22 protein-coding genes are annotated in these 25660 nt (G+C 64.5%); 14 read left to right on the top strand and 8 right to left on the bottom strand.

What is annotated here, in order from left to right:
• Positions 1-5 precede the first annotated feature (5 nt).
• Positions 6-1595 carry a glutamine-hydrolyzing GMP synthase gene (gene guaA, locus CH262_RS12920; RefSeq protein ID WP_032365606.1) on the top strand — a complete coding sequence of 530 codons (1590 nt, stop codon included), beginning with the start codon at positions 6-8 and terminating at the stop codon, positions 1593-1595.
• A gap of 5 nt (positions 1596-1600) precedes the next feature.
• Here guaA and CH262_RS12915 read toward each other — a convergent pair whose 3' ends face one another.
• On the bottom strand, positions 1601-1858 hold the full coding sequence (locus CH262_RS12915; protein WP_032387020.1) for a hypothetical protein: 258 nt from the start codon (positions 1856-1858) through the stop codon (positions 1601-1603).
• Positions 1855-3246, bottom strand: a complete 1392-nt coding sequence (locus tag CH262_RS12910; protein ID WP_032387127.1) for a PspC domain-containing protein — start codon at positions 3244-3246, stop codon at positions 1855-1857. The genes CH262_RS12915 and CH262_RS12910 overlap by 4 nt, the downstream gene beginning before the upstream one ends.
• 278 nt (positions 3247-3524) lie before the next feature.
• On the opposite strand from CH262_RS12910, the gene CH262_RS12905 reads away from it, so the two are divergent.
• The 6 genes from CH262_RS12905 (at position 3525) to CH262_RS12880 (ending at position 9085) form a co-directional block, all read left to right on the top strand.
• Complete coding sequence (locus CH262_RS12905) at positions 3525-4772, top strand: sensor histidine kinase (RefSeq protein WP_052057218.1); 1248 nt, start codon at positions 3525-3527, stop codon at positions 4770-4772.
• On the top strand, positions 4769-5416 hold the full coding sequence (locus tag CH262_RS12900; protein WP_027496373.1) for a response regulator: 648 nt from the start codon (positions 4769-4771) through the stop codon (positions 5414-5416). The genes CH262_RS12905 and CH262_RS12900 overlap by 4 nt, the downstream gene beginning before the upstream one ends.
• 53 nt (positions 5417-5469) lie before the next feature.
• Positions 5470-6477: a MerR family transcriptional regulator gene (locus tag CH262_RS12895; protein WP_032387021.1), complete on the top strand. Its 1008-nt coding sequence runs from the start codon at positions 5470-5472 to the stop codon at positions 6475-6477.
• Between the two features lie 85 nt (positions 6478-6562).
• Positions 6563-7264: a YqeB family protein gene (locus tag CH262_RS12890; protein ID WP_052057198.1), complete on the top strand. Its 702-nt coding sequence runs from the start codon at positions 6563-6565 to the stop codon at positions 7262-7264.
• Positions 7265-7274: 10 nt separating this feature from the next.
• Positions 7275-8408, top strand: coding sequence for a sensor histidine kinase (locus CH262_RS12885; RefSeq protein WP_032387022.1), 1134 nt, complete (start codon positions 7275-7277; stop codon positions 8406-8408).
• A complete protein-coding gene (locus CH262_RS12880; protein WP_256988772.1) occupies positions 8387-9085 on the top strand; it encodes a response regulator transcription factor in 699 nt (232 codons plus the stop codon). The genes CH262_RS12885 and CH262_RS12880 overlap by 22 nt, the downstream gene beginning before the upstream one ends.
• An 18-nt stretch (positions 9086-9103) precedes the next feature.
• Here the strand turns inward: CH262_RS12880 and CH262_RS12875 are convergent, their stop codons facing one another.
• Positions 9104-10324: a serine/threonine-protein kinase gene (locus CH262_RS12875; RefSeq protein WP_230591187.1), complete on the bottom strand. Its 1221-nt coding sequence runs from the start codon at positions 10322-10324 to the stop codon at positions 9104-9106.
• Positions 10325-10529: 205 nt separating this feature from the next.
• Here CH262_RS12875 and CH262_RS12870 point away from each other — a divergent pair, with 205 nt between their 5' ends.
• The 4 genes from CH262_RS12870 to CH262_RS12855 are packed head-to-tail and all read left to right on the top strand — an operon-like array spanning position 10530 to position 14262.
• Positions 10530-11393, top strand: coding sequence for a hypothetical protein (locus CH262_RS12870; protein ID WP_094717710.1), 864 nt, complete (start codon positions 10530-10532; stop codon positions 11391-11393).
• A complete protein-coding gene (locus CH262_RS12865) occupies positions 11390-12964 on the top strand; it encodes a DNA polymerase Y family protein (RefSeq protein ID WP_027496378.1) in 1575 nt (524 codons plus the stop codon). The genes CH262_RS12870 and CH262_RS12865 overlap by 4 nt, the downstream gene beginning before the upstream one ends.
• A gap of 20 nt (positions 12965-12984) precedes the next feature.
• Positions 12985-13743 carry an alpha/beta fold hydrolase gene (locus CH262_RS12860; RefSeq protein WP_032393324.1) on the top strand — a complete coding sequence of 253 codons (759 nt, stop codon included), beginning with the start codon at positions 12985-12987 and terminating at the stop codon, positions 13741-13743.
• Between the two features lie 9 nt (positions 13744-13752).
• On the top strand, positions 13753-14262 hold the full coding sequence (locus tag CH262_RS12855) for a hypothetical protein (RefSeq protein WP_094717709.1): 510 nt from the start codon (positions 13753-13755) through the stop codon (positions 14260-14262).
• 12 nt (positions 14263-14274) lie between these two features.
• On the opposite strand, the gene CH262_RS12850 is transcribed toward CH262_RS12855, so the two are convergent.
• A complete protein-coding gene (locus tag CH262_RS12850) occupies positions 14275-14874 on the bottom strand; it encodes a methyltransferase family protein (protein WP_256988771.1) in 600 nt (199 codons plus the stop codon).
• Between the two features lie 120 nt (positions 14875-14994).
• Positions 14995-15954 carry an ArsR/SmtB family transcription factor gene (locus CH262_RS12845; protein WP_032371033.1) on the bottom strand — a complete coding sequence of 320 codons (960 nt, stop codon included), beginning with the start codon at positions 15952-15954 and terminating at the stop codon, positions 14995-14997.
• Between the two features lie 55 nt (positions 15955-16009).
• On the opposite strand from CH262_RS12845, the gene CH262_RS12840 reads away from it, so the two are divergent.
• Positions 16010-16774: a class I SAM-dependent methyltransferase gene (locus CH262_RS12840; RefSeq protein WP_032371032.1), complete on the top strand. Its 765-nt coding sequence runs from the start codon at positions 16010-16012 to the stop codon at positions 16772-16774.
• Positions 16775-16782: 8 nt separating this feature from the next.
• Here the strand turns inward: CH262_RS12840 and CH262_RS12835 are convergent, their stop codons facing one another.
• Both CH262_RS12835 and CH262_RS12830 read right to left on the bottom strand, forming a co-directional pair.
• Entirely contained in the window at positions 16783-18783 is a 2001-nt protein-coding gene (locus tag CH262_RS12835) for an SDR family oxidoreductase (protein WP_094717707.1), read from the bottom strand.
• A 34-nt stretch (positions 18784-18817) separates the two neighbouring features.
• The gene (locus CH262_RS12830) at positions 18818-20947 is read right to left on the bottom strand and encodes an MMPL family transporter (protein WP_032387027.1); all 2130 of its coding nucleotides are present in this window, start codon (positions 20945-20947) and stop codon (positions 18818-18820) included.
• 127 nt (positions 20948-21074) lie between these two features.
• Here CH262_RS12830 and CH262_RS12825 point away from each other — a divergent pair, with 127 nt between their 5' ends.
• Together CH262_RS12825 and CH262_RS12820 are read left to right on the top strand one after the other, a co-directional pair.
• Positions 21075-24350 (top strand): error-prone DNA polymerase, encoded by a 3276-nt coding sequence (locus CH262_RS12825; protein WP_094717760.1) that lies wholly within the window; start codon positions 21075-21077, stop codon positions 24348-24350.
• 56 nt (positions 24351-24406) lie between these two features.
• Positions 24407-24907, top strand: a complete 501-nt coding sequence (locus CH262_RS12820) for a metallophosphoesterase family protein (protein ID WP_027496386.1) — start codon at positions 24407-24409, stop codon at positions 24905-24907.
• Positions 24908-24926: 19 nt separating this feature from the next.
• Here CH262_RS12820 and CH262_RS12815 read toward each other — a convergent pair whose 3' ends face one another.
• Positions 24927-25652: an SDR family NAD(P)-dependent oxidoreductase gene (locus CH262_RS12815; protein ID WP_094717706.1), complete on the bottom strand. Its 726-nt coding sequence runs from the start codon at positions 25650-25652 to the stop codon at positions 24927-24929.
• Positions 25653-25660 lie beyond the last annotated feature (8 nt).

The following is a 25660-nucleotide window of genomic DNA, read 5'->3' as shown; positions in this document are numbered from 1 at the left end:
ACCAGGTGACCGACTCCTCTGCACACGATCCCGCACACGCACGGCCGGTTCTGGTCGTCGATTTCGGAGCCCAGTACGCACAGCTGATCGCCCGCCGGGTGCGCGAGGCCAGCGTGTACTCCGAGGTCATCTCGCACACCGCGACCGCCGAGGAGATCGCCGCCAAGGATCCCGTTGCTCTGGTGCTGTCCGGTGGGCCGTCCAGCGTCTACGCCGAGGGTGCACCCGAACTCGACTCCGCTCTGCTCGAACTGGGCGTCCCGGTCTTCGGTATCTGCTACGGCTTCCAGGCCATGGCGCAGGCGCTCGGCGGAACCGTCGAGCACACCGGAACACGTGAGTACGGGCGTACTCAGCTCAGCGTCGACGGCGGCCGCCTGCACGACGGTCTGCCTTCCACCCAGCCGGTCTGGATGAGTCACGGTGACGCGGTCACCGCTGCTCCCGACGGCTTCACCGTCACCGCGACCAGTGCCGGGGCTCCGGTTGCTGCGTTCGAGAACGAAGAGAAGCGGATGGCGGGTGTGCAATACCACCCCGAGGTACTCCACTCACCACACGGACAGCAGGTCCTGAGCCGATTCCTGCACGAGACCGCTGGAATCAAGCCGGACTGGACCGCCGCCAACATTGCCGACGCGCTGGTCGACGCCGTCCAGGAACAGGTCGGTCCGACGGGCAAGGCGATCTGCGGCCTGTCCGGTGGTGTCGATTCCGCGGTGGCCGCGGCCCTGGTGCAGCGTGCGATCGGTGATCGGCTCACCTGTGTCTTCGTCGACCACGGCTTGCTACGCGCAGGCGAACGCGAGCAGGTGCAGCAGGACTTCGTAGCCGCGACCGGTGCCAAGCTCGTCACCGTCGATGCCGTCGACACCTTCCTCGGGGCGCTCGAAGGCGTGTCGGACCCCGAGGAGAAGCGCAAGATCATCGGCCGCGAGTTCATTCGCAGTTTCGAGGGTGCCGTTGCCGAGGTGCTGGGCGAGAACGCCGAGCACGGTGATTCCGTCGAGTTCCTGGTGCAGGGCACCCTGTACCCGGACGTCGTGGAGTCCGGTGGCGGTTCGGGTACCGCAAACATCAAGAGCCATCACAACGTCGGCGGTCTGCCTGACGATCTGCAGTTCGCGTTGGTCGAGCCGTTGCGTGCGCTGTTCAAGGACGAGGTGCGCGCCGTCGGACGCGAGCTGGGCCTGCCCGAGGACATCGTCGGCAGACAGCCGTTCCCGGGACCGGGACTGGCCATTCGCATCGTCGGCGAGATCACCGCAGACCGACTGGCCACGTTGCGTCACGCGGATTCGATTGTTCGAGAAGAGCTTACGGTCGCAGGCCTGGATCAGCAGATCTGGCAGTGCCCGGTGGTGCTGTTGGCCGACGTGCGCAGCGTCGGCGTGCAGGGAGACGGTCGGACCTACGGCCACCCCATCGTGTTGCGTCCGGTGTCGAGCGAGGATGCGATGACCGCGGACTGGACCCGGTTGCCGTACGACGTGCTGGAAACGATTTCGACTCGGGTGACCAACGAGGTTCCGGAGGTCAACCGAGTCGTACTCGACGTCACGAGCAAGCCGCCGGGCACCATCGAGTGGGAGTAGCGGGTTCAGTGCTTTCTGCTGGGACCCAGCAGTAAGGCCGCACCCACCACTACCGCGGCGATGACGAACACCCAGCGGAACTGAACCTCGGCCAGGGCGGTGACGGCGTCCTGGCCGATCAGCGCGGCGATCGCCACGATCAGCGCGGCGAGTCCGGCGAGGAACAACGGAGCCGACGGGCCCTGCCTGCTCGAACTCTGTGCCGCGGTGTCCGAAGAACTGTCTCCGTGGCCGTATTCGGTGTGAACCCCGTTGTCGCTCATTGCTGCACCACTTTCAGTTCTCCGAATGTCGCATCGCCTTCGATCGTCAAGACCGGCGCGTCGGGTCGTGCGTCCTTTCCGGCGCGGACGCCGGGACCACCGCACTCGGCCGAACCGAATTCGGCGTTGCATTTCGTCTCGATGCTCATCGTGCTCGGTACGGTTACCACGGCACTGCCGAACGTCACATCGATCGCCACAGTCTTGTTCTCGGTGAGCGTCAGGCCGGTGAGGTCGAGGTCCAGTTCACCGAAGCCGACGTCGTAGGCGGGGGCAAGTGCGGCGGCGGTGGTCGGGGCAACCCGTTGCGCGCCCGACACACTGTCGTCCAGATTCACCGGCCCGACCACCGATGCCAGGATGACGAACCCGGCCAGCGGCGCGCCGACGACCAACAGGCCGTAGCCCTTTCGGAGAAATGCGCCCAGGATCAGACCCACTGCGATGATCGACAACGCGACGGCACCGACGCGGCCCGGAGTGATCCAGTCGGAGCCTGTCAGTGCTCCGAGCCCGGTGGTGACGGCAGCGCCGAGCAATGCTAGGCCGAGAAAGCTTGCCGTCCAACGCGATCGACGCTTACGTTCGATCGCTGCCGGTGGGAAGGTGCCGGCCGGTTCGGGGAGGTCCCACGCAAACGGTGCCACTCCCAACGGGTCCCACGACGGAGGTGTCACGGCCTGGGGTGTGGTCGGAACGGCAGTGGCAGAGGTACTTTCGGCACGTGTGCTCTTGGTGAGGTCGACGGTCGGTGCAGTACCGGATTCCGATACCGGCTGTGTTGTCTGCGGTGTCGGCTCGTAGCTCTTGGGTAGCGTCGTGTACGGGGTGTACTGCTCGTACTGGAACTGCGGCGGCCGGTATTGCGCGGCGGACCACTGCTCCGCGGAGGTGGTGGTCGAGCCGAACGGGGTCGGTGCGTACTGCTGCCGGGTGAATTCCGCTGTTCGCAGGTACGGCGGCGGCTCGGGGCAGCGCTGGTGAAGCAACCACAGTCCGCCGAGCATCGCCGCGAGAGAGATCACGCCGGATCCGCCGAGTCCCACACCGGCCGGACCGAGTGTCGACAGTGCGATCACCAACGCGACCGCCACGACGACGGTCTTCGTCGTCGAATCGGAGCTGTGCCCGCGGCCCACCATGGATTCGACCCCCGAGGCGGAGTCGCCGGCGCGGCTGAGGACCAGCCACGCCGCCAGGTACAGCACGATTCCGGTGCCGCCGAAGAGGGTGGACACGACGAATGCGACCCGGATCAGTACGGGGTCGACGTCGTATCGGTAGCCGATACCGGCTGCTACACCCGCCACGTGTCCGCGTTGCGGCAAGCGGTGCGGACGGGTGCGCCACATCTGCTGTAGCTGATCCGAGACGGTCACGTTGTTCATGATGACCATCGTGTCGGCTCGAACCTCGGAACACATCAGGGATTCCCCTGATCTCGTACCCCGGACTTGCACCCGGGTCTGTTGCAAGGGCGAAAGATCAGGGCGAACCCTGATGCGGTACCGCCCTCGGCCGTGCCAGGATCGTGGGCGTGCACCCTGTCGACAATCCAGCCGTTGACGCCGCCGTCGGCGCGTCCGCCGCGCCCGGTGCTGCGCCGTCGACCCGTCCGCTCCCGCCGCACCCTGTCGTTGCGTCGGGTTCGGCTTCTCGTGCAGCGTTGGAACGGTCGGCCCCCGCACCGTATCGGCGCCGCGGCGGCGGTCGTATCGTCGGCGGCGTCGCGGGCGGACTCGCCGATCATCTGGGTGTCGACGTGTTCAAGATCCGGGTGGCGTTCGCGTTGCTCGCGGCGTCCGCCGGTGCAGGGATCGTTGCGTACGGCCTGATTTGGATGTTCACCCCGGTCGGTGACGACACGGTACGTCCGAGCGCTACCGAGCGGCAACGAGCATTGGGACTGGCCGCCATCGGCCTCGGACTCGCCGTCGGGCTGGCCTGGTTGCTCAGTGGTACTGCGGCATCGGTTGTCGTGCCGGTCGTCGTGGTCGTCGTCGGTGCTGCACTGGTGTGGCGCGAATTCGATGCCGAGGGGCCGCGGACGGCGCTGGGGCTGCCCAAGCAACCGACCGTGCTCAGCTGGGCTCGTGTCGTCGGCGGCGCGACGTTGATCGTCCTGGGCCTGGCCGTGGTGGTGTTGGCCCGCGTCGATCTCGCGTCGCTTCGGTCGTCCCTGTTGGCCGTGGTGGTCACCCTCGTCGGTGTCGGTCTGTTGACGGTGCCGATCTGGTTGCGGACCTGGCGTGCGCTCGGGGCCGAGCGATCGGCGCGTATCCGAAACGACGAACGTGAAGAGATTGCGTCGCATCTGCACGATTCGGTGCTGCAGACGTTGGCGCTCATTCAGAAGCAGGCGGATCGGCCGCAGGAGGTCATGCGGCTGGCGCGTGGGCAGGAGCGAGAACTGCGCAAGTGGTTGTTCGACGGCGGCGACACAGACAATTCGAGCTTGGCCGATGCGCTCAAGACCATCTCCGGCGAGGTCGAGGATCAACACGGCGTGACGGTCCGTCCCATCACGGTCGGGGACGTGCATCTGTTGCCGGACGACGTCGAATCGGGGCTGTCGCGAGAGAGCTTCACCGCGCTGCTGGGGGCCACTCGTGAAGCTCTGGTCAACGCGGCCAAGCATTCCGGTGAGACCAACATCGATCTGTTCGCCGAAACCGAACCCGAGCAGGTCAGTGTGTTCGTCCGCGATCGCGGTACGGGCTTCGACGAGTCCGCGGTGCCCGAGGACCGACAGGGACTGGCCAAGTCCATCCGTGGACGAATCGAACGCCGCGGCGGTTCCGTACAGGTGCGGTCCACAGTCGGTAAGGGAACCGAAGTACGAATCTTCATGCCACGCAACGGCGGGGCAGTGACCACCGAATCCGAATCCAACCATCAGGAGCAGCCGACGTGACCGACCCTTTCCGCGTTTTTCTGGTCGACGACCACGCGGTGTTTCGCTCGGGAGTACGCGCCGAACTGGGCCGTGAGGCGGACATCGACGTCGTCGGGGAAGCAGGCGGGGTCGCCGAGGCGGTGTCGGGGATCGATTCCACCAAGCCCGACGTGGTGCTCCTGGACGTGCACATGCCCGACGGTGGTGGAGTGGCCGTGCTCAACCGAATCGCCGAGGGCCCGGTGTGCTTGGCGCTCAGCGTGTCCGACGCAGCGGAGGACGTCATCGCCGTCATCCGGGCCGGCGCGAGGGGGTATGTCACCAAGACCATCTCCGGCTCGGAACTGGCCGATTCCGTCCGACGCGTAGCCGGGGGAGACGCGGTGTTCAGCCCGCGTCTGGCCGGCTTCGTCCTCGACTCGTTCACCGGCCGCAGCGCAGCTCCCGAGCCGCCGTTGGATCCGGAATTGGATTCTTTGACGCCCCGTGAACTCGAAGTGCTGAGGTTGCTGGCGCGCGGCTACACGTATCGCGAGATCGCCGAGGATCTGTTCATCTCGGTCAAAACCGTCGAAACGCACGCGTCCAATGTTCTTCGGAAGACCCAACAATCGAACAGGAATGCACTGACGCGGTGGGCGCACAAGCGTCGAATCGATTAGGCCGTCTGCGTTGGGCTTGACCTTCGACCGACGCGAAGCTTCAGAATTTCGGCATGACTGATTCGGACGAAGAATTCCTGACCATCGGTGTGTTCGCGCGCGAGAGCGGGCTGACCCCCAGCGCCCTGCGGTTCTACGACGACTGCGGGTTGCTGGCCCCGGCGTCCATCGATGCACAATCGGGCTATCGCTACTACACCCGCGCACAATCGAAGCGGGCGAACATCATTCGCCAGCTGCGCGAGATCGGGTTGCCACTCGACAAGGTTGCCGCTGCCCTCGACGGCGATGGAACTAACGCCATCGAAATCGTGGATCGACACGTCGAAGCTCTGGCTGCACAGGCGCGGGCGGCAGCCGAGGCAGCAGTGTCGATTCGCCGGTTGTTCGACGAAAAATACTGCACGGCAACGGTATCAGCCGAGGATTTGGCCTCGGCGATGGCGCAGGTTTCGTCGGCGGCCGGGGTGAGCCAAGAATTTCCGGTACTGCAGGGCGTACTGATCGAGGTGGACGGAAGCAGTGTCACCCTCACCGCGACGGATCGGTATCGATTGTCCACGCGCAGTCTCGTCGCGCAGTGCTCGCCCGGCCTACCGTGGTCGCGAATCGTAGCCGTCGGATCTCTCGAGGCCGTCCCCGCGTCGGGCGCCCTCGTGCTGACGCGAACCGAGGAGTCGATGGTGATCGACTCCGACGGTTCTCGGGTGCCGGTGAACACGGTCGACGGTGAATTCCCCGACTGGCGCACGATGATGGACGGTCTGGCTCCGACCGTGACGAGGGTTGTGCTGCAACGAGATTTCGTTCCCGTCGACGGCAGTACCCTGCGTATCGAGGCCGGGCCCGACGGTTTCTCGGTCGATGGTGTTCCGGTTCCTGCACGGGTGACCGGTTCACAGAGCGTTGTGTTCTTCGATGCGGCCGTTCTGCAGGCCGCCGTTGCATCGGCCGTCGGACCGGATCTGATGCTCGATATCGCTGCACCGGATCAACCGATGCTGGTGCGTTCCGCGGTCGACGGCGCTCTGACGACGTTGGTGATGCCGGTTCTCGGCTGATCGAGTACTTCCTGTCGTCGACTGTCGGCGAAGTGTCGACTTTCGATGACTGGGTACCAGCTCTCGCACTCGATACCGTGAGCATATGGACGACAAGAGGCTCGGGGAGACGCGGCCGGCAGTGCTGTGGTTCTCCCGCGGTGATCGGTTCTTCCTGATCGCAAGTGCCTTGATTATCGGTGGGTTGATGGGATTCGCGGTGCCCTATGTTGCGGAGTGGGGAGCATCGCTCGCGTGGATACCGTTCCAAGGCCCGCTGGAGCTGATCGCTTCCTGGACGCAGTGGTGGGTGCGATACGTGTGCATTGGCGTGGGAGCCCTGCTGGGGCTGGCGCTGGTGGCCGCCGCGTTCTACGACACAGCGCGGGTGGCGGTGTCGGAGGCGCAGGTACGCATCACCGAGAAGGGAGAAACCGTCACGGTGTCCAGATCGCAGGTCGGGACGGTGTTCGTCGACGGCAAGGAATTGGTACTGCTCGACGACGCCTCGCGCCAGCTGGCGCGAGTGCCGACCGAGGAGAAACGCGATGCGATCGAAGCGGCGTTTGCCGAGCGGGGGTACTCGGTTGTTTCCGGTGATCCCTATGACGACCTGTATCACCTGTGGGTGCCAGAAACACCAGTTCTGGGACCGGAGGTGAATGCGGTGTTGAAGGCTCGGGACATGGCGTTGAAGAAGAAGGCCGGCTCCGACGCTCGCGAATTACGTTCGGAACTGGACCGACTCGGCGTAGTGGTTCGTGACAAGAAGACCCGCCAGTACTGGCGTCCCCTGGTTCGATCATGACGGTACGAGCATGACCCTGCTTCGGAGGCATCGGGAACGTGCATGGGACGTCGCGGCCGTCGTGTTCGCGCTGTTTTTGGTGCTGCCGGTGGCTGTAGGCACCGAGGGAATGACCACCACCCGAACGGTCGTGTCGATTGTCGTGGGTGTGCTCGGTTCGGTGTTGGTGTGGTGGCGGCGCCGGTGGCCGATCGAGATCGCTGTGGCACTGGCGGTGAGCGCAGTTCTCACCGACGCAGTGGGTGGAGCGGAGCTGGTTGCCGTGTACACCGTCGCGTCGAGAAAGTCGTGGCGGGTCACCGCTTCGGTGGTGGTTCTGCACGTGCTGGGATCGATGATCTGGACGACGCTGTGGGTCGAGCAGTCTGTTCTCTACATCGCAACAACCAGCTTGGCCTTTCTGAGCATCCCGGCGGCGTGGGGCATCGTCGTCAAGTCTCGGCGCGAAGTGATCGCTTCGTTACGGGAGCGGGCCGCGCGGGCCGAGTCGGAGTCGAACCTGCTGGCCGAGACCGTTCGCGGACTCGAACGAGAGCGGATCGCGCGTGAGATGCACGACGCACTGGCACATCGGATTTCGCTGGTCAGTCTCCATGCCGGTGCACTGGAGGTCCGGCCGGACGTGGGTGCGCGCGAGGTCGAAGCGCTGGCGAGCACCATCAGGTCCAATGCACACGGCGCCCTCGAGGATCTACGCGAGATACTGGGGGTATTGCGCTCGGGCGAAGTCAGCTCTGCACGCCCACAATCGGGTGTGGCCGATATCGCCGACTTGATCGAGGACTCGGAAAAGGCGGGTACACAGGTGACGTTCGTCGAGGAGTTGCCCGCGGACTTCTCCCTACCTGCCTCTGCTTCTCGCACCATCCACCGCGTGATTCAAGAAGGTCTGACCAACGCCAGAAAACATGCGCCAGGGCTGCCAGTGTTCTGCGGAATTGCACCGGTGGGCAATGAAATTCGAGTATGGCTCGAAAACGGCATCAGTGCAGGAAGGCCCGCAACAGTGCCGGGTTCTCGATCGGGAATGATCGGTATCACCGAACGGGTCGAGCTGGCCGGCGGGCGAATCGAGTACGGAATCGCGCGAAGCGCCAGTGGAGTGGTCTACCGTCTGGAGGCGTGGTTGCCGTGCCCGAACTGACCGAATGTCGCGAAGCAGACAGTGTCCTCGAGGTGTTGTTGGTCGACGACGATGCGTTGGTTCGGGCGGGATTGTCGATGATCCTGAATTCGGATCCTGGTATCAGAGTGGTCGGTGAGGCGTCCGATGGACGCGTCGGCATCGACGCAGTGCATGCGTTGTCGCCGGACGTGGTTCTGATGGATGTTCGGATGCCGGTGGTGGACGGTCTTGCGGCCACTGAAATGCTTCGCGCAGAAGGCGATACGACGGCAATCGTGGTACTGACAACGTTCGACACCGACGAGTATCTGCTGCGGGCGTTGCGGGCGGGAGCCAACGGGTTCCTGCTCAAGGACACGCCACCACGGGACATCATCGATGCGGTGCATCGCGTCGGAACCGGGGAGTCGATGCTGTCGCCGACGGCCCTCGGCCGCTTGGTTGCCCATTGGCGCGAGCAGGACGCTCGATCTGATGATTCCGCAACGGTGCGTGCGCGGAAGATGCTCGATTCTCTGACCGACCGCGAACGGGAGGTGGCGGTCTCCGTCGGATCGGGAAAGTCCAACGCAGAAATCAGCTCGGAACTGTACATGAGTGTGGCAACCGCGAAGACCTACGTCTCTCGAATACTGGCGAAACTGAAGTGCAGCAACAGGGTTCAGATCGCGATCATCGTGTACGAGGCGCGCTGACGGGAACGGCTGCAGCGGTCAGAACAAAAGGGCGATCGCCAGGACCAGAAGAATCACGACCACGACGAGTCCGGCGAGGATGGCCGTCGCCGGGATGGACGTCCGGTCGCCGATAACGTCCTCGATGCGCATGATTGCGTCCTGGACCGGGTTCTTTTTCTTCTTCGGCAGGTCGAACGGCGGCGGTGAGTACGAGGAGGGAGTCGGATTCGTTCGGCTCTCACCCGGTTGCACGGCGGGCAGACCGGCGATGGTGCGTCCGAATTCTCGGGACGGTCGACGAGATTCCGAGACGGGAGTCGATCGTCTCGCCCAGGCGGGTACGACGCCGTCCGCTGAGGTCAGAGGTACTCCGCGCAACTGAGAGATGGTGCCGCGCTTGCTTATTGCGGCAAGAATGATCTCGTCACGGGCCTGCGCCATGGTGGGACGTCGAGCCGGATCGGGCTCGAGCATGTGCAGTAGTGGGCCGGTGAGGTCTCCGCTGCGAGTGGGAGAGATGATCTGCCCCTTGGCAACTCGGTGCAGGAGCGCAATCGAATCGTGATCGATGCCGAAGGGCGGCGCACCTTCCATTGCGGTGTACAACGTGGCGCCGAGGGAGAACACATCGCTGGCCGCAGTGGGGTCCTGGCCGCGCGCGACCTCGGGGGCGAAGTATGCGGGGGTGCCGGTGATGACGCTGTCGTCGGCTTCCTCCACGTCGCCCTTGGCTCGCGAGATGCCGAAATCGCTGATCTTGACGATGCCCAGATCCTTGCCGCGGTCGGCGATCAGAATGTTGCCCGGCTTGATGTCGCGATGCACGATTCCGGCGTCGTGTGCTTCGGTCAGGGCGTCGGCGATCTGCGCACCGATCTGAGCGACCTCGAACGGTGGTAGTGAGTCGGTGACGCCGAGCGCCTGCGCGAGGCTGCGTGAGGACAGGTATTCCATGATCAACCACGGCTCGCCGTCGACGAGAGCGACGTCGTGCATCGCGATGGCGTGGGGGCTCGACAGGCGGGCCGCGATCCGTCCTTCGCGCATGGCCCGGTTGCGCACGTCCACTGCCTGTTCCGGGGTCAATCGGGTGGTGGAGGTGACCTGTTTGACGGCCACCTGCCGGTGCAGAAGGGTGTCGGTGGCGAGCCAGACCGCGCCCATGCCGCCACCGCCGAGCTTGCCGGCGAGACGGTATCTGCCGGCGAGGAGGTAGTCGGGCCCGACTCCCCGTCGAACACGCTGCTGATCGGTCACGTCCACAGGTTAGTGGACGATGCCGCGGTGTGCCCGCAGCAGCGGTACTACCGCCTCTACCAGGGGCTACGGCATCGCCTTGACGAGTTGCCGTCCGAACGGCTTTACTGAGTGCAGATCGAAATTGTGTTCGAATACGTCACTTCCCGCGTCCGTCGAACACCGGTGTTTCGGCTCGATTTTTCATGCAGTGAAGGGGAGTGACATGTCTGTTTCCGAGGCTGCAGCACAGGCTTCCGTACCGCCGGATGCGCTCGACGGGTTGTCGCTTCCCGAGCGGGTGGCGCTGCTGCGCAGCCGGATGGCTGCCGTACCGTCTCGCGGTGAAACGGCCTCGGTGCGCATCGAGAATTCTGCTCCCGTTCGTCCCCGCCCTACCGACCCCGATTCCGACCCCGAATCCGACGCCGTCGACGGCTCGGAGCAGGTGTCGGTACCGACCCGTAGGCGACCTGTTCTTCCGGTGCCGTCGGCGCTGATGGAGGTTCTTCCGCACGGTGGTCTGGTGCGCGGAACGGTGGCCTCGGTGTCCGGTGCCGGTTCGTTGTTGATCGGGTTGGTGGCCGCGGTGACCGGTGCCGGTGGCCATGTCGCAGTCATAGGCCAGCCCCGCTTCGGGCTGCTGGCTGCGGTGGAGATGGGCGCGCAACTGAGCAAGTTGGCTCTGATTCCCGATCCCGGCCCCGACCCGGTGGAAGTGGCGGCGATCCTGCTCGACGGCGTCGATCTCGTCGTCCTCGGCCTCGGTGGCATGTCGGTACCACCGACTCGGGCCAGAGCAGTGGTCGCGCGCGCCCGCAGTAAAGGGTCGACGTTGGTGGTGACCGACGGGCACTGGGACGGAGCCGAGCTACGACTCGACGCGTCGGTGCACGGTTACGACGGCCTCGGCACAGGCCGTGAGCTGGGGCGTGGCCGGCTGCGTGGGGTTCGATTGTCGGTGTGCGCGCGGGGCAAAGCGATGCGTCCTCGTACGGTTCGATTCGACTTGCGTGCGGAGAACGGCCGCATCGAATGGCATGCCGAACAGCAGGAGTCGAATCCGTTGTCGATCGCGGTCTCGACATGAGTACCGGCCAGTCCAACCGTGTTCTGGCGCTGTGGTGTCCCGACTGGCCTGCCGTCGCCGCAGCAGCTCAGGCCGATCTACCGGCGACGCACCCGGTGGTCGTCACGTCGGCCAACCGGGTCGTCGCCTGCTCGGCCACGGCACGGGCGTCGGGCATCAAGCGTGGCCTACGTCGCCGGGAGGCGCAGGCGCGGTGCCCCGACGTGCATGTGGCCGTTGCCGATACCGATCGTGATGCACGCCTGTTCGAGCCCGTGGTCTCGGCTGTCGCGGCCATCGCCCCCGGCGTCGAAGTGCTGCGGCCGGGCCTGTTGGTTCTTGCAGCGCGTGGTGTCGGACGGTACTTCGGTACCGAGCATCGCGCCGCGGAGCGGTTGATCGACGAAGCGTCGGCTGCCGGTGTCGAATGTCAGATCGGGATTGCCGACGAGTTGTCCACCGCAGTCGTCGCCGCGCGGTACGCACAGGTGGTGCCGCGCGGTGGTGGTGCCGGGTTTCTTTCGCCGTTACCGATCGCCGAACTCTCGGCGGAGCCCAGTATGGCCGCGGCCGATCGTGGTGAACTGGTGGATCTGTTGCACCGCTTGGGTTTACGCAGAATCGGGGACTTCGCTGCCCTGTCTCCGTCGGATGTGGCATCGCGATTCGGTACCGATGCCGTGCTGGCGCATCGCAGTGCCCGCGGTGAGCCCGAAAGGCCGCCGTCTGCCCGTGCTCTGCCTCCCGACCTGGATGTGGAGTATCTGTGCGATCCGCCGATCGACCGGGTGGATGCAGCCGCGTTCGCCGGGCGCGCATTGGCCGAGCAGCTGCACACCAAGCTTGCCGCGGCTGCTGTTGCGTGCACTCGGTTGCTGGTGCACGCCAGTACCGGCAACGGTGAGAATCTGTCGCGAATCTGGCGGTGCGCCGAGCCGTTGACGCCGGAGGGCACGGCCGATCGCGTGCGGTGGCAACTCGACGGCTGGATCACCGGACGCAGCGAGAACAAGCCGACGTCGGCGATCACCGTCCTGCGCCTCGAGCCGATCGAAGTGGTGGCAGCGGGGGAGTTGCAGCTGGGCTTGTGGGGCAGTGTCGGTGACGAGGACGACAGGGCGCGTCGGGCGTTGGTACGCGTTCAGGGTCTGCTCGGTGGCGAATCGGTGCTCGGGGGTGTTCTCAGCGGTGGACGCGGGCCGGCCGAGCGGATCACGTTGCGTCCACTGGGAGACGAGCTGGTGCCGCTGTCCGATCCATCGGCCCCGTGGCCGGGCCGACTACCCGAGCCGGCACCGGCGGCGGTGATCGAGACACGCCCGGCAGTGACGCTGATGAATCGAGCGGGTTCGGGAATCGGCGTCACCGACCGCGGTGTGTTCGATGCGCCGCCCAAGAGATTGCGGTGGGGGACCAAGGAATGGGAGTTGACGGGCCTGGCCGGGCCGTGGCCCGTCGACGAACGGTGGTGGGACAGCGGGCAAGGATCGACGGGGCCGACGGCGCGGGCACAGGTGGTGCTCGACGACGAGAGGGCGTTGCTGCTGGTGTTCGACGACGGTCTGTGGCGGGTGGAAGGAATCTACGAGTAGGAACCGCTACCGTCGGGGAAATGCAGATGATGTCCGAGACGGTCGACCTCGATGGCGTCGACATCGCGTATCGCTCGTTCGCGCCGCTGGAACACACGAGTGCGGCACCGGTGATGCTGGTGCACGGCATGGGCGGAGACAGCGGAACCTGGGATCGCTTCGCTCGGGCTCTGACCGCGCACGGTCGCCGGGTGATCACCGTAGATCTGCGCGGGCACGGCAAGAGTGCCCACACGCCCACGTACGAGTTCGACATGTTCGGCGGTGATCTCCTCGCCCTGATCGATCACCTCGGGCTCACCGAAGTCGATCTCGTCGGGCATTCACTCGGTGGATACGCGGTCTCGCTCGTGGCGCAGCGTCGTCCGTCTCTCGTTCGCCGTCTGGTTCTCGAAGAACTTCCGATACCGATCAGGCCGGGGGACGCCCCGCCGACCCTGACCGGTCGGATGCCGTCGGTCACCGAACTCTGGCATGCGGCGACCAGCGTTGTTCTGCATCCCCGTGCGGTACTCGCGTTCGATCGATCGATGACCGCCACTGCTCTCGAGCAGTTCCGTCGGCCGAACCCGCGGTGGTGGGAGTCGTTGGCCGACATCACTGCTCCGACGTTGGTACTTCGTGGAGGTCCGGGCGGCATGGTCGATCCGGTTCGGCTCGACGCGATGGTAGCGAGCATTCCGAACTGTCGAGTGGAGGCATTCAGGACCGGACACAGCATCCACCGCGATGGCTACTCAGCCTTCGAAGCGGTAGTTCGTCCATTTCTGACACAGTAATCTGCTCTCATGTCGCTGACTGTGCTGGATCGGAAGCTACTGGGATGGTCGGCGTTGTTCGTCGTCTCCCAGGCCAATATCGCCCGGTTGCTCGGGCCCGCGGCACCGAAAGTGCTTGCCGTGCAGACGGCCTGGTCCGAACAGCGGTACCGGCAGATTCTGGCGAGCATGGACGAGACGGAGATCGCCCGCTTTCGCAGTCATTATCTGCCCGACTTCGTCCACCCGGCCATCTATGCCATCGCACTGCGTGCGGGTGCGAGGAGCTTGGCTGCGAAGACTCCGCTGAGCCCTGCAGTAACGACGGCATTGGCCGTCGCTCCCGTGGCCTCCGCTGCCGGTGACTACATCGAAAACATCGTCGGGCTGATACTGGTGGACAACCGAGAACAGATCTCCGACACCGTTGTCCGAGCCACCACCGTGGTCAGCACCGCCAAATGGGTGCTGGCCATCGGCTCATTGACATACCTGAGTCAGGGATTTCTGCGAGTGTGGGCAAGAGCTCTGTTGCGCTGAGGAAAAACCAGGCTAGAAAACGAAGGGCACCAATCGTTTCGAGCGTGCCATGTAGTCGGCGTACGCGTCTCCCAATCCCTCGAGCATGGCCTTCTCCTCCGATGGGATTCTGCGTACGTATCCTCCGGCCAGAAATGCCACCATGGCGGGAGAAAGACAGTTCCCGTACGCAATACAGAAACCGAGCGCACAGATCAGTGCGCCGGTATACGACGGGTGGCGAATGAACCGATACGGGCCCGTCCGAACCACGAGTTGATCAGGGTGTGTGTGGACCACGAAGGTGAAGGACTCTCCGAGTGTGCGAGCTGCCGAGACCCGAAGTGTCTGCCCGAGGGCTGCCGTGGCCAATCCTGTCAGGAAGACCGCTCGTCGGTGGCGGGTGCATACAGTGGCAGGCGAGATCACGCTCAGGAGAAGGCCTCCGCCATACGAGAGCACAAGGCCGCGGCCGACGGCGCGACCGGAACCATTGTCTCGATTCGAAGAGCCGGCCCGCGGCTTCCGCATTCCCATCTTGTATTCCGACCACACGAAGCCGGTGAATGCTGCCGCCAGAACAGCAGCGGCCGCACGATCGGTCACGAACAACGGCAGCTTCTCGGCGATCACGCGTGACAGCTTCGCAGACGTGGACCCGTAAAGGAACATCACCCAGACCGCCCACTCCATGATCGAGTGATGCGATGTCAGCGCGGTGAATCACCGGCTGACAGCGTGACGGTGGGCGGTCTATCGACTCCGCCCGAGCAACTCGTCCCCCAGCGAAGTGCGTACGTACAGCACCGATCGTCCATGTCTGACGCGTCGCACCACCGCTGCTTCGCGCAGAACGCGAAGATGCTGGCTCGCTGCGCTGGGTGAGACGGCCAGTGCCGCAGCGAGTTCCCCGGTGGTGGTGGGCGCATCGAGCAGCGTGAGAATCGTTGCACGTTGGGTGCCGAGAAGATTGGTCAGCGCCCGGTTCGGAGCTGTCCGCCCCATGTCCCACACTGCGCCTCGCCCGCGGGCCGGATACACCAGGGAGGGAGCTCGCGTCGGGCTCGTCTGCGTGATCGCGCCGTGCACGAACACCGACGGAATGAGAGGAAGTCCACGTCCATCGACGTCGACCCACACCTGGTCCTCTAGCCTGTCGACCCACAGCACGCCATCGTCCCATCGGACACGAGAATCGAGATGCTCGAACATCTTTCGTGCCCCGAAGTGCGAAAGCTGTTGCGCGCGGTAGTCCAGATCGCCATCCAATACTGCTCGGATCCTGGACCAGTCGGGTTCGAGGCACGTTGCCCAGTAGTACGAGAGCGCATGGACTGCACGGGTGCGCACCGCTCGGGCCGGACCGACGAGGACCGCAGGAATCTCAGCGGAGAAGGCGGCCGCGATATCGCGTCGCATCTCCGTTGCCGGTGTTGCCCCGACAACAGCGATCTCGTCGTCGAAAGCCGGCGACTGGGTGGGCGGTCGGGGTGCGAGGAAATCCGGGATCCTCCCATCGGGAGAGACCAGCGCCGTCAGCATCTCGGTGTCACACTGCTGCCACGCCGTTCGGACGCGTCGTCGCCAGGGCTCGTGCAGTGGGTGCCGGTTCGGAGCGGTCCATGTGCGCAGGCTCAGGACCGTCTCGAACAGAGGCGAGACGGTCAGTGACGTGTCCGCCAAGTCGGCGGCCCGAAGATGCAGAGCCAACATGTAGCCCCACACTAAATGGTGGACGCCCTCGGTGTGGATCGCTGTACTCGTTCACATGCCTATCGACTTTCGTGATCCGCGCAACAACAACACCTACTCGAACCGTGAGGCCGACTCATCTTGGAGCGACGCCGTCGTCCGTATCGTCGATCCGGTCGGATCGCACGTGGTCGATCTCGGGTGCGGCGGCGGAACCTATGCGCGGGCATGGCGTTCTATGGGGGCGAGTGTGACGGCGATCGATTCGAGTCCGCCGATACTCGAATCGGCCCGACGCTCGTCGCCCGAAGACATCGAATTCGTCTGCGCTGGTGCCGAGCACACCGGCTTGCCCAACGGACAAGCCGACATCGTGTTCGCTCGCGCCCTCGTTCACCATCTGTCCGACGCCTACACAGTGGCGCTCGAGTCTGCTCGGCTTCTACGACCGGGTGGGACGGTGATCATCCAGGACCGCACGGCCGAGGACGCCGGGCTGTCCGGCTCCGCAACCAACCCGCGCGGCTATTTTTTCGACGCCTTTCCACGGCTGATGGACATCGAACTTCGACGACGGCATGGCGTCGACGATGTCCGTGGCGCGTTGTCCCGAGCTGGATTCGTCGATGTCGCTACGCAGCAACTCTGGGAAACCCGTCGCCGCTACTCCGGCCAGGACGAATACCTCGACGAAATCGCGGGCAGAACAGGCCGCTCGATCCTGCACGAACTCTCCGACGTCGAACTTACGGAGTTGGTCGAGTATCTACGTGCTCGCCTGGCCGAAGGTGAGTTGATCGAACGCGATCGCTGGACCCTGTGGACTGCCGTGGCCCCCTGACGTGCACGTCACCAACTGGTGCCGGGTACCAACCTGCCGATGCGGCGGACGACCTTGCCGATACGCGCGCTGGGGGTCGACGGGTCGTACGGCCGAACCCGATAGGGCACTTTCCCGTCTTCGACGGGTACCGGCGTTTCGCCCTTGGCGGCGGCCGACTCGGCGAATTTTCGGTAGTGCTGATGCATCGTGCGATCTTTGCCCTTGGGGCTGAAGATGGCCCCGAACTGTCCGAGTGTTCCCAGCGGGGTGTCGATTCGCTTCGGCTTGTCGCTCAACGCGCGGATGACGATCGCGGCTGCCTTCTCCGGTGAGAAGACGGTGCCGACGTTCTTGTCGCCCGTCGGGGTGATCATCGGGGTGTCCACCAGCGGCATGTGAATGGTCGTGTAGGTGATTCCGTCCGAGAGCGTCTCTGCTGCAGCAACATCGGTGAAACCGTCGAGTGCTGCCTTGCTCGCCACGTACGCCGAGAACCGAGGAGGGTGCCCCAGTACTGCAGCGCTGGAGATGTTGACCACATGCCCGAAGCTGCGTTCGCGCATGTGCGGCAGTAGCGCCAACACCACACGAATCGCTCCGAAGTAGTTGACGGCCATGGTGCGTTCGTAGTCGTGCAGTCGGTCGGTGGAACGGTAGAGCGCGCGGCGAATGGATCGGCCCGCGCTGTTGACGAGCATGTCCACATGCCCGTGGTCGTGCAGTATCGCTTTCACTGTTCGTTCGACCGACTCGCTGTCGGTGACATCGCACGAATACCCATGAGCGACATGGCCGTCGGCGCGAATCTGCTGGACGACCTCGTCCAACTGATCTTGGCCGCGCGCGAGCACGATGACCACCGCTCCTTTTCGTGCAGCGGCCTCGGCGCTGGCCCTGCCGATACCGGAGGACCCGCCGGTGATGACGATGTGACGGCCGAACAGCGGACCGCGTGGATCGTCTCGGCGGTTGCGTTTGGGGTCGAGATTCTCCATCCAGTATTGCCACAGGCGGTCGGCGTACGTCCGCAGTGGCGGCGGTGCGATGGAGCTGCCCTGCAATGCTTTCTGTGTCGTTGCGGACTCGAAGACGGTCGGCAGAGTCAGATGATCGAGCATCACCGGCGGCACGCCCAGATCGCGAAGCGCAGCGTTGCGTTGTTTCCGAACCGCTGCGGATGTGGGTGACACCACGGGGGCAACCAGCTTCCCTGGGATGTCGACGATTCTGGCGCGGGATCCGGCAGCCGAAGAGAATGCGGAGTACACCTCGGCCATCGACTGAGGTTCCGGATTCACCAGGTGAAAAACGCTGCCGGACGGGGTGTCTCGGTGAACCAGTTCCACAATGGCGTCCGCGACGTAGTCGACCGGAACCAGGTTGGTGTGTCCGATCTTGGGTACCGTGATCGGCAGGACCGCCGGCAGTTTCGCCAGCTCGGCGAACAGTGGAAAGAAGTAGTACGGGCCATCGATCTTGTCTGTCGCGCCGGTCTCGGAGTGCCCGACCACGGCAGCAGGGCGGTACACCCGCCAGTCTGCGGAGCTGCCGCGAACCAGTTTCTCGGACTCGAACTTGGTGCGGTGATACGCCGTCGGAAAGTTCTGCCCCTTGTCGAAATCGTTCTCGGAGAACGTCCCTCGGTAGTCACCTGCCACTGCGATCGACGAGATGTGGTGCAGACGAGCGCCGGTCCTTTTCGCCAGTTCGACCACCGACGCCGTTCCGGCGACATTGGTCGGGGTTTGCTCGTCTCCCGCCGTGAGGTCGTAGACGGCACCGAGATGCAGAATGTGATCGACGTCGGCCGGAACGTCTTTCAGGCCGAGCCCGGGTTCGACGAGATCGCCGATCAGTGGGCGGATTCTGTCGCCGCCGTCCAGCTCGTCGGCCAGCTTCTCGAGTCGAGCGACCGATTGCGGTCGAACGAGTACATGGACGATGGCGTCCGCATCACGTCCGAGAAGTCGGGGCAGCACGTTCTTACCCAGAAACCCGGTACCGCCGGTCACGATGTAGCTCGCCATGCGAGGCGACCTTACTCCTCGGTAAGTTTGACGGCTAGTGCCCCATACCGGCCTTCTCGTGCACTTTCTTCATCCACGCCGGGGCCCACCAGTTGGCTTCGCCCATGAGCTTGACCAAGGAGGGCACCAGCAGCATGCGGATGATGGTGGCGTCGATGATCAGCGCCAGAATCACGCCGAAGCCGAGGAACTTCATGATCGACAGGCCCGAGATCGTGAACGCTCCGGTGACGACGATCAGGATCAGGGCCGCGGCAGTGACGATGCGTCCGGTGCGCTGGGCTCCGAAAATGACGGCCTCCTCGGTGGAAGCACCTGCCGAGCGCGCTTCGACCATCCGAGACATCAAGAACACTTCGTAGTCGGTCGACAGGCCGAAGATGACTGCGAGGATGAGTACGACGAAGGTCGACTCGAGCGGACCGGGCGTCACTCCCAGCAGGCTTGCACCGTGACCTTCCTGGAACACCCAGGTCAGTGCTCCGAAGGTCGCTGCCAGGCTCAGCCCGGCCATGAGAACTGCTTTGATCGGCAGCACTATCGAGCCGAAGGCCAGGAAGAGCAGGACCAACGTCGAGATCACCATGATCGCGATCATCACCGGCAGCCATTTCGCTATCGCGGCATTACCGTCGTCGACGTTCGCGCGTCCGCCGCCGACGAGGATTTCGGTGCCGTCCGGTGGAGTGATCGCGCGGAGGGCAGTCACCGCATTCGATTGGGACCGAGCCTCGGTCGTTCCGTCGCTGGGTTCGCTGTAGGACGCCTGGAATGCCACCAGATCGTCCTTGGATCCGAGGAATTCGGCTCGGGCCACGCCGGGGGTGGCGTTCATCGCTGCGGTCAGTTCCGCAACGGGCGGGCCCTGAGGCTTGACGCCGTCGAGACCCCGCAGCACCACGGTGGCACCGTCGCCGGTGGACTCGAAGTCGGTGGCGAGGGTTTCGAAGGCTGCCCGTGCCGGATCGTTCTTCGGTAGTGCGGTGTAGTCGACCTCCCCCAGGGAGACCTTCAGAATCGGGGTGGCGACAATCAACAAGCCGGCGACGATGACGGCGGCGACGATTCCTGGATTCTTCATCACTCGGGTGACGACACCACCCCAGAACTTGTGTGCGCGTGCGTCGCTGCGGTCCGAGGCGGTACGCGACCAGGTCCAGGAGTTGATGCGAGTGCCGAGAAGGGCGAGCAGGGCGGGCACCGCGGTCAGGGACAGCAGGGCGGCGCTGGCCACCGCGGCCATGGCACCGAAACCGAGGGATCGAATCACCGCCTGCGGGAAGACCAGCATGCCCGCGAACGCGCAGATCAGCAGCAGTCCGGAGAAGACGACGGTGCGGCCCGCAGTGGACACGGTACGTACGGTCGCCTCCATCGACGACGACCCGGTGCGGAGTTCCTCGCGGAATCGACTGACGATGAACAGTCCGTAATCAATGGCCAAGCCGAGGCCGAGCAACGACGCAACGTTGATCGAGAACGAGCTCACCTCGGTGAATTCGGTCAGCACCCGCAGGATTGCCAGCGAGCTGAGCACACTGAGAATTCCGACGAACACCGGTACCGCTGCGGCGATCACGCCACCGAAGATGAAGACGAGAAGCAGAAGTGTGATGGGGACGGCGATGATCTCCGAGCGCACGAGGTCTCGCTCGAGGGTTTGGCTGAGCGAGACTCCCACGACCGATGCGCCGGCGAATTGCGACTCGATGCCGGGGACGACGAGTTGTGGAGGTAGCTCACCGAACGTGTTGAACGTAACTCCCGATTTCGCACCCAGGGAGATGGTCACCAGCGCCTTGGTTCGGTCTTTCGAGACCAGGAATTCCTTGGTCACCGGGTCCGCGGTCCAGTAGGAGTTCACGTTTCCGAGGGTGTAGCGGCTGCGGAATTCGTCGAGTGTCGACTGCACCTGTGGTCCGATGTCGTCGATCGTGCGTCCGTCGGGTGCGGTGTAGATCGCGACGATGTCGGGGGTCGGTTGGCCGATGCCTTGGACCAGCCGCGCGACCTGTGACGATTCGCTGCCTGCGTCGGCGTATCCGCCCTCGCTCAGTTTCGAGAAGACGCCCAGTCCCAGCACGCCGCCGACGGCTACGACCGCGACGACGACGGCGAGCACCCATCGCTTGTGCGATACGACGAACGATGCCCAACGCGTCACAACTGTGCTCCGGCTCTGTGGAAGGGGTGAGTAGCGATTCGACTGTAGTTGATCGTGTCGGACCCTCGTGTTCTCATTAGAACAAGTGTTCGACGATCTGCGTGACGGTGTGAAGGAGGTGGACTCGATGGGATGGAACGACGGGCCGCCCACCTGGTCGGAAATGGAGCGAGTCCTCTCCGGGCGCCCCAAGCCGGTCGTCGAAGGCGATGGGGGCGACAGCCCGGCGTGGTCGCGCAAACGCGACGCCTACCAGGGTCGCCGGCTCGATTCGGTGGGGCCGTCGACACCGTACGCAGAACTGCATGCGCATTCTGCGTTCAGCTTTCTCGACGGAGCATCGCAGCCGGAGGAAATGGTCGAGGAAGCGGTGCGTCTGGGACTCGAATCCATTGCGATCACCGACCACGACGGCTTCTACGGCGTCGTACGTTTCGCCGAGGCAGCACGAGCCCTCGGCATCGGAACAGTGTTCGGTGCCGAGCTGTCACTCGACACCCACCGGTCCAGGGCCGGAGCGACCGATCCCGACGGTACGCATCTTCTGGTGCTCGCTCGTGGACAGGAAGGGTATCGGCGGCTGTCGCGTCGGATCGCGGCCGCGCATCTGGCCGGCGGAGTCAAGGGTGAGCCGCGGTACGACGTGGACGAACTCACCGAATCGGCGGGAGGGCACTGGCAGATCCTGACCGGTTGTCGCAAAGGGCATGTTCGCCAAGCACTCTCGCGGGGTGGGCCGGAGGCGGCCGATCTCGCGCTGCGTGATCTGGTCGATCGGTTCGGGGCCGAGCGCGTCACCGTCGAGCTCACCAGGCACGGTACTGCCGACGACGATGAGCGCAACGACGCTCTCGCGGCGCTGGCTCGCCGGTACGGTCTGCCGATGATCGCCACCACGGCGGCGCACTACGCCAGTCCACGTAGCCGAAGGTTGGCCATGGCGATGGCTGCGGTACGTGCCCGGAGCAGTCTGGACGAGGCGGCAGGGTGGCTGGCACCGACGGGTGGTGCACATCTGCGGTCGGGGGCGGAGATGGCGGAGCTGTTCGAGCACTATCCCGGTGCAGTGCGCGGTGCCGTCGAACTGGGTCGAGAATGCACGTTCGATCTGAAACTGATTGCGCCTCGTCTCCCACCGTTCGAGGTGCCCGACGGTTACACCGAGATCAGTTACCTGCGGGGGCTCACGTTCGAGGGTGCTGCCCGGCGGTACGGCCCGCAGTCGGCGAACCCGGCTGCATATTCGCAGTTGGAGTACGAGCTCGACATCATCGAGCGGCTCGAATTTCCTGGCTACTTCCTGGTGGTGCACGACATCGTTCATTTCTGCAAGACCCACGACATTCTGTGCCAGGGGCGAGGTTCGGCGGCGAACTCGGCCGTCTGCTACGCCATCGGAATCACGAACGTCGATCCGGTTGCCAACAAGTTGCTGTTCGAGCGGTTTCTCGCACCCGAACGCGACGGACCACCCGACATCGACATCGACATCGAGTCGGATCGGCGGGAAGAGGCCATTCAGCATGTGTACGCCAAGTACGGCCGTACCCATGCCGCTCAGGTCGCCAACGTCATCACCTATCGCGGGAAGTCCTCGGTACGAGACATGGCTCGCGCTCTCGGGTTCTCCCAGGGGCAACAGGACGCGTGGAGCAAGCAGATCACCCGGTGGTCCGGAATCGGCGATCAGGACGGCGACGGGATCCCCGATTCCGTTCTCGACCTCGCGCGTCAGATCGAGGGCTTTCCGCGTCACCTCGGCATCCATTCGGGAGGAATGGTGATCTGCGACCGACCGATCGCCGACGTGTGCCCGGTGGAATGGGCGACGATGGAGAATCGCAGTGTGCTGCAATGGGACAAAGACGATTGTGCCGCAGTGGGTTTGGTCAAGTTCGACATGCTCGGGCTCGGGATGCTCTCGGCTCTGCATTACATGATCGACCTGGTCGCCGAACACAAGGGCATCGAGATCGACCTCGCCTCGATCGACCTGTCCGAACATGCGGTGTACGAGATGCTGCAACGGGCCGATTCGGTCGGTGTGTTCCAGGTCGAGTCGCGGGCCCAGATGGCCACTCTTCCGCGGCTCAAGCCGCGTAATTTCTACGATCTCGTCGTCGAGGTCGCCTTGATTCGTCCCGGTCCCATCCAAGGTGGCTCGGTGCACCCGTACGTCAAGCGGCGCAACGGACTCGAACCGGTCACCTTCGATCATCCGTCGCTGAAGCAAGCTCTCGATCGAACTCTCGGCGTGCCGCTGTTCCAGGAACAGCTGATGCAGATGGCCATCGACGTCGCGGGCTTCAGCGCCGCCGATGCCGATCAGCTGCGTCGCGCCATGGGATCGAAACGGTCTCCGGAGAAGATGGAATTGCTTCGTGGACGGTTCTACGACGGAATGCGTGATCTGCACGGCATCACCGGTGCAGCCGCGGATCGAATCTACGAAAAGCTCTCGGCGTTCGCCAACTTCGGCTTTCCCGAGAGCCATTCGCAGAGCTTCGCCTCGTTGGTCTTCTACTCGTCGTGGTTCAAGCTGCACCATCCGGCGGCGTTCTGTGCTGGTCTCCTTCGTGCTCAGCCGATGGGCTTCTACTCACCTCAGTCTCTGGTGGCCGATGCCAGACGGCACGGCGTGGTCGTGCACGGTGCCGACGTCAACGCCAGCCTCGGCCATGCAAATCTCGAGGCAGACGGTCTCGAGATCCGCATGGGTTTGGCGGACGTGAAGTTCATCGGGACGACACTTGCCCAGAAGATCGTCGATGCGCGAGACGCACACGGGCCGTACACCTCGTTTCTGGATCTGACGGGACGCGTCGAACTGTCGGTGGCGCAAGCGGAAGCACTGGCCACGGCCGGCGCGCTGGGGTGTTTCGGCATCACTCGTCGAGAGGCGTTGTGGGCTGCCGGAGCGGCCGCGGGGGAGCGGCCCGGTCTGCTCCCCGGCGTCGGCGCATCGACGAAAGCGCCTGCGCTGCCGGGTATGACGGACCTCGATCTGGCGTCGGCCGATGTCTGGGCAACGGGAGTGTCACCCAATTCCTACCCCACTCAGTTCTTCCGGGATCGGCTGGATTCCCTCGGCGTGGTGCCCGCGAATCGGCTGCTGAAGATCCCCGATGGCGACCGGGTCCTCGTCGGCGGTGCAGTGACGCATCGTCAACGTCCGGCGACCGCGGGAGGCGTCACGTTCATCAACCTCGAAGACGAAACCGGCATGGTCAACGTCGTGTGCTCGGTGGGGTTGTGGGCGAAGTACCGCAAACTCGCAATCACCGCTCCGGCGTTGCTCATTCGAGGCAAAGTGCAGAATGCCGAGGGGGCGGTGACCGTGGTGGCAGACCATCTGCAATTGATGGATCTGCGAGTTGCGTCCCGATCCAGAGACTTTCGCTGACGGACTCCCGCCCTGCCCGCGCGTCATCGAGCAGGACGCCGGTGCAGAATCGAGGCGTGAAGCTACTGATCATCGCGGACACTCACCTGCCCACCCGAGCGAAAGTGCTGCCCGATCAGGTGTGGGCCGCCGTCGACGACGCCGATGTGGTGATCCATGCCGGCGATTGGGTGAATCTCGCGACGTTCGAGGCACTCTCGCAGCGATCTCGTTCGCTGGTCGCCTGCTGGGGAAACAACGACGGCGACGAGCTGCGTGCGGTCATGCCCGAACGTGCCGACGTGGTACTCGGCGGCGTGCGCTTCACCGTCGTCCACGAGACCGGAGCCGCGACAGGACGCGAGCGCCGGATGGCGACCGAATACCCCGATACCGACGTCCTCGTGTTCGGACACAGTCACATTCCGTGGGATACGACGGCCGACAACGGTCTACGGCTGCTCAACCCCGGATCGCCGACGGACCGGCGTCGGCAGCCGTTCTGTACCTACCTCACCGCCGTTGCCGATGGCGGCGAGCTGACAGACGTCGAGCTGCATCGACTTCCGCCTCGCTGATCGGCATGCCGGGTGTCCGTCACATTCCGCCTGCGACTCTGACGACCGTTCCGGTGGCGTAGCGCGAATCCTCGGACAACAGCCACGACACCGCGCCGGCGATCTCGTCGGGTACTCCAGGGCGGCCGAGGGGGATGCTCGACGCCATTTTCCGTGGTCGCTCACGGTCTTTGTGAAACTCGGTCTCGATGACTCCCGGCGCGACGGCGTTGACACGAATGTTCTGCGCGGCAAGCTCTTTGGACAGGCCGACCGTCAAGGTGTCGACGGCGGCCTTGGCTGCGGCGTAGTGCACGTACATACCGGGACTTCCGATGGTGGCTGCCGCGGAGGAGATGTTGACGATGGCACCGCCGTGGTCGGCCATCGCGTGTATGGCGTACTTGCAGCAGATCAGGACGCCGAGCAGGTTGACGTCCAAGTCTGCCCTGATCGTCTCGATGTCGTTGCTCGCCAGGGTCCCTATTGCACGCGCCGATCCGGCGTTGTTCACCAATCCGGTGACAGTGCCGATCTCGGCAGCAGCAGCGAACAGATCGATCACCGACCGCTCGTCAGTGGTGTCGGCACGTATCGCGACGACCGTTCGGTCGGCGCTCGACAGTTCGTTCACCACTGCGTCGGCGGTCGCAGAATCCGAGCGGTAGGCGATCACGACGTCGTGCCCATCGGCCACGAGACGCCGAGATACTGCGGCTCCGATTCCGCGGCTGCCGCCGGTCACGATCGTCAAAGGGGCATTCATCGTTCGAC

Origin of the sequence: Rhodococcus sp. 05-2255-1e (assembly GCF_002259025.1) — a bacterium.
In the GTDB taxonomy this organism is placed as follows: Bacteria; Actinomycetota; Actinomycetes; order Mycobacteriales; family Mycobacteriaceae; genus Rhodococcoides; species Rhodococcoides fascians.
The sequence above is the reverse complement of the archived record's forward strand: the minus strand, read 5'-3'. Positions and strand labels throughout refer to the sequence as shown.

Excerpts from the sequence above, each read along its gene's own strand:
- CH262_RS12845 (WP_032371033.1), bottom strand. The coding sequence starts at position 15,954 with ATGTTGGCTCTGCATCTTCGGGCCGCCGACTTGGCGGACACGTCACTG.
- CH262_RS12840 (WP_032371032.1), top strand. The coding sequence starts at position 16,010 with ATGCCTATCGACTTTCGTGATCCGCGCAACAACAACACCTACTCGAAC.
- CH262_RS12885 (WP_032387022.1), top strand. The coding sequence starts at position 7,275 with ATGACCCTGCTTCGGAGGCATCGGGAACGTGCATGGGACGTCGCGGCC.
- CH262_RS12835 (WP_094717707.1), bottom strand. The coding sequence starts at position 18,783 with ATGGCGAGCTACATCGTGACCGGCGGTACCGGGTTTCTGGGTAAGAAC.
- CH262_RS12815 (WP_094717706.1), bottom strand. The coding sequence starts at position 25,652 with ATGAATGCCCCTTTGACGATCGTGACCGGCGGCAGCCGCGGAATCGGA.
- CH262_RS12865 (WP_027496378.1), top strand. The coding sequence starts at position 11,390 with ATGAGTACCGGCCAGTCCAACCGTGTTCTGGCGCTGTGGTGTCCCGAC.
- CH262_RS12910 (WP_032387127.1), bottom strand. The coding sequence starts at position 3,246 with ATGAACAACGTGACCGTCTCGGATCAGCTACAGCAGATGTGGCGCACC.
- CH262_RS12895 (WP_032387021.1), top strand. The coding sequence starts at position 5,470 with ATGACTGATTCGGACGAAGAATTCCTGACCATCGGTGTGTTCGCGCGC.
- CH262_RS12870 (WP_094717710.1), top strand. The coding sequence starts at position 10,530 with ATGTCTGTTTCCGAGGCTGCAGCACAGGCTTCCGTACCGCCGGATGCG.
- CH262_RS12915 (WP_032387020.1), bottom strand. The coding sequence starts at position 1,858 with ATGAGCGACAACGGGGTTCACACCGAATACGGCCACGGAGACAGTTCT.
- CH262_RS12890 (WP_052057198.1), top strand. The coding sequence starts at position 6,563 with ATGGACGACAAGAGGCTCGGGGAGACGCGGCCGGCAGTGCTGTGGTTC.
- CH262_RS12825 (WP_094717760.1), top strand. The coding sequence starts at position 21,075 with ATGGGATGGAACGACGGGCCGCCCACCTGGTCGGAAATGGAGCGAGTC.
- CH262_RS12860 (WP_032393324.1), top strand. The coding sequence starts at position 12,985 with ATGCAGATGATGTCCGAGACGGTCGACCTCGATGGCGTCGACATCGCG.
- CH262_RS12855 (WP_094717709.1), top strand. The coding sequence starts at position 13,753 with ATGTCGCTGACTGTGCTGGATCGGAAGCTACTGGGATGGTCGGCGTTG.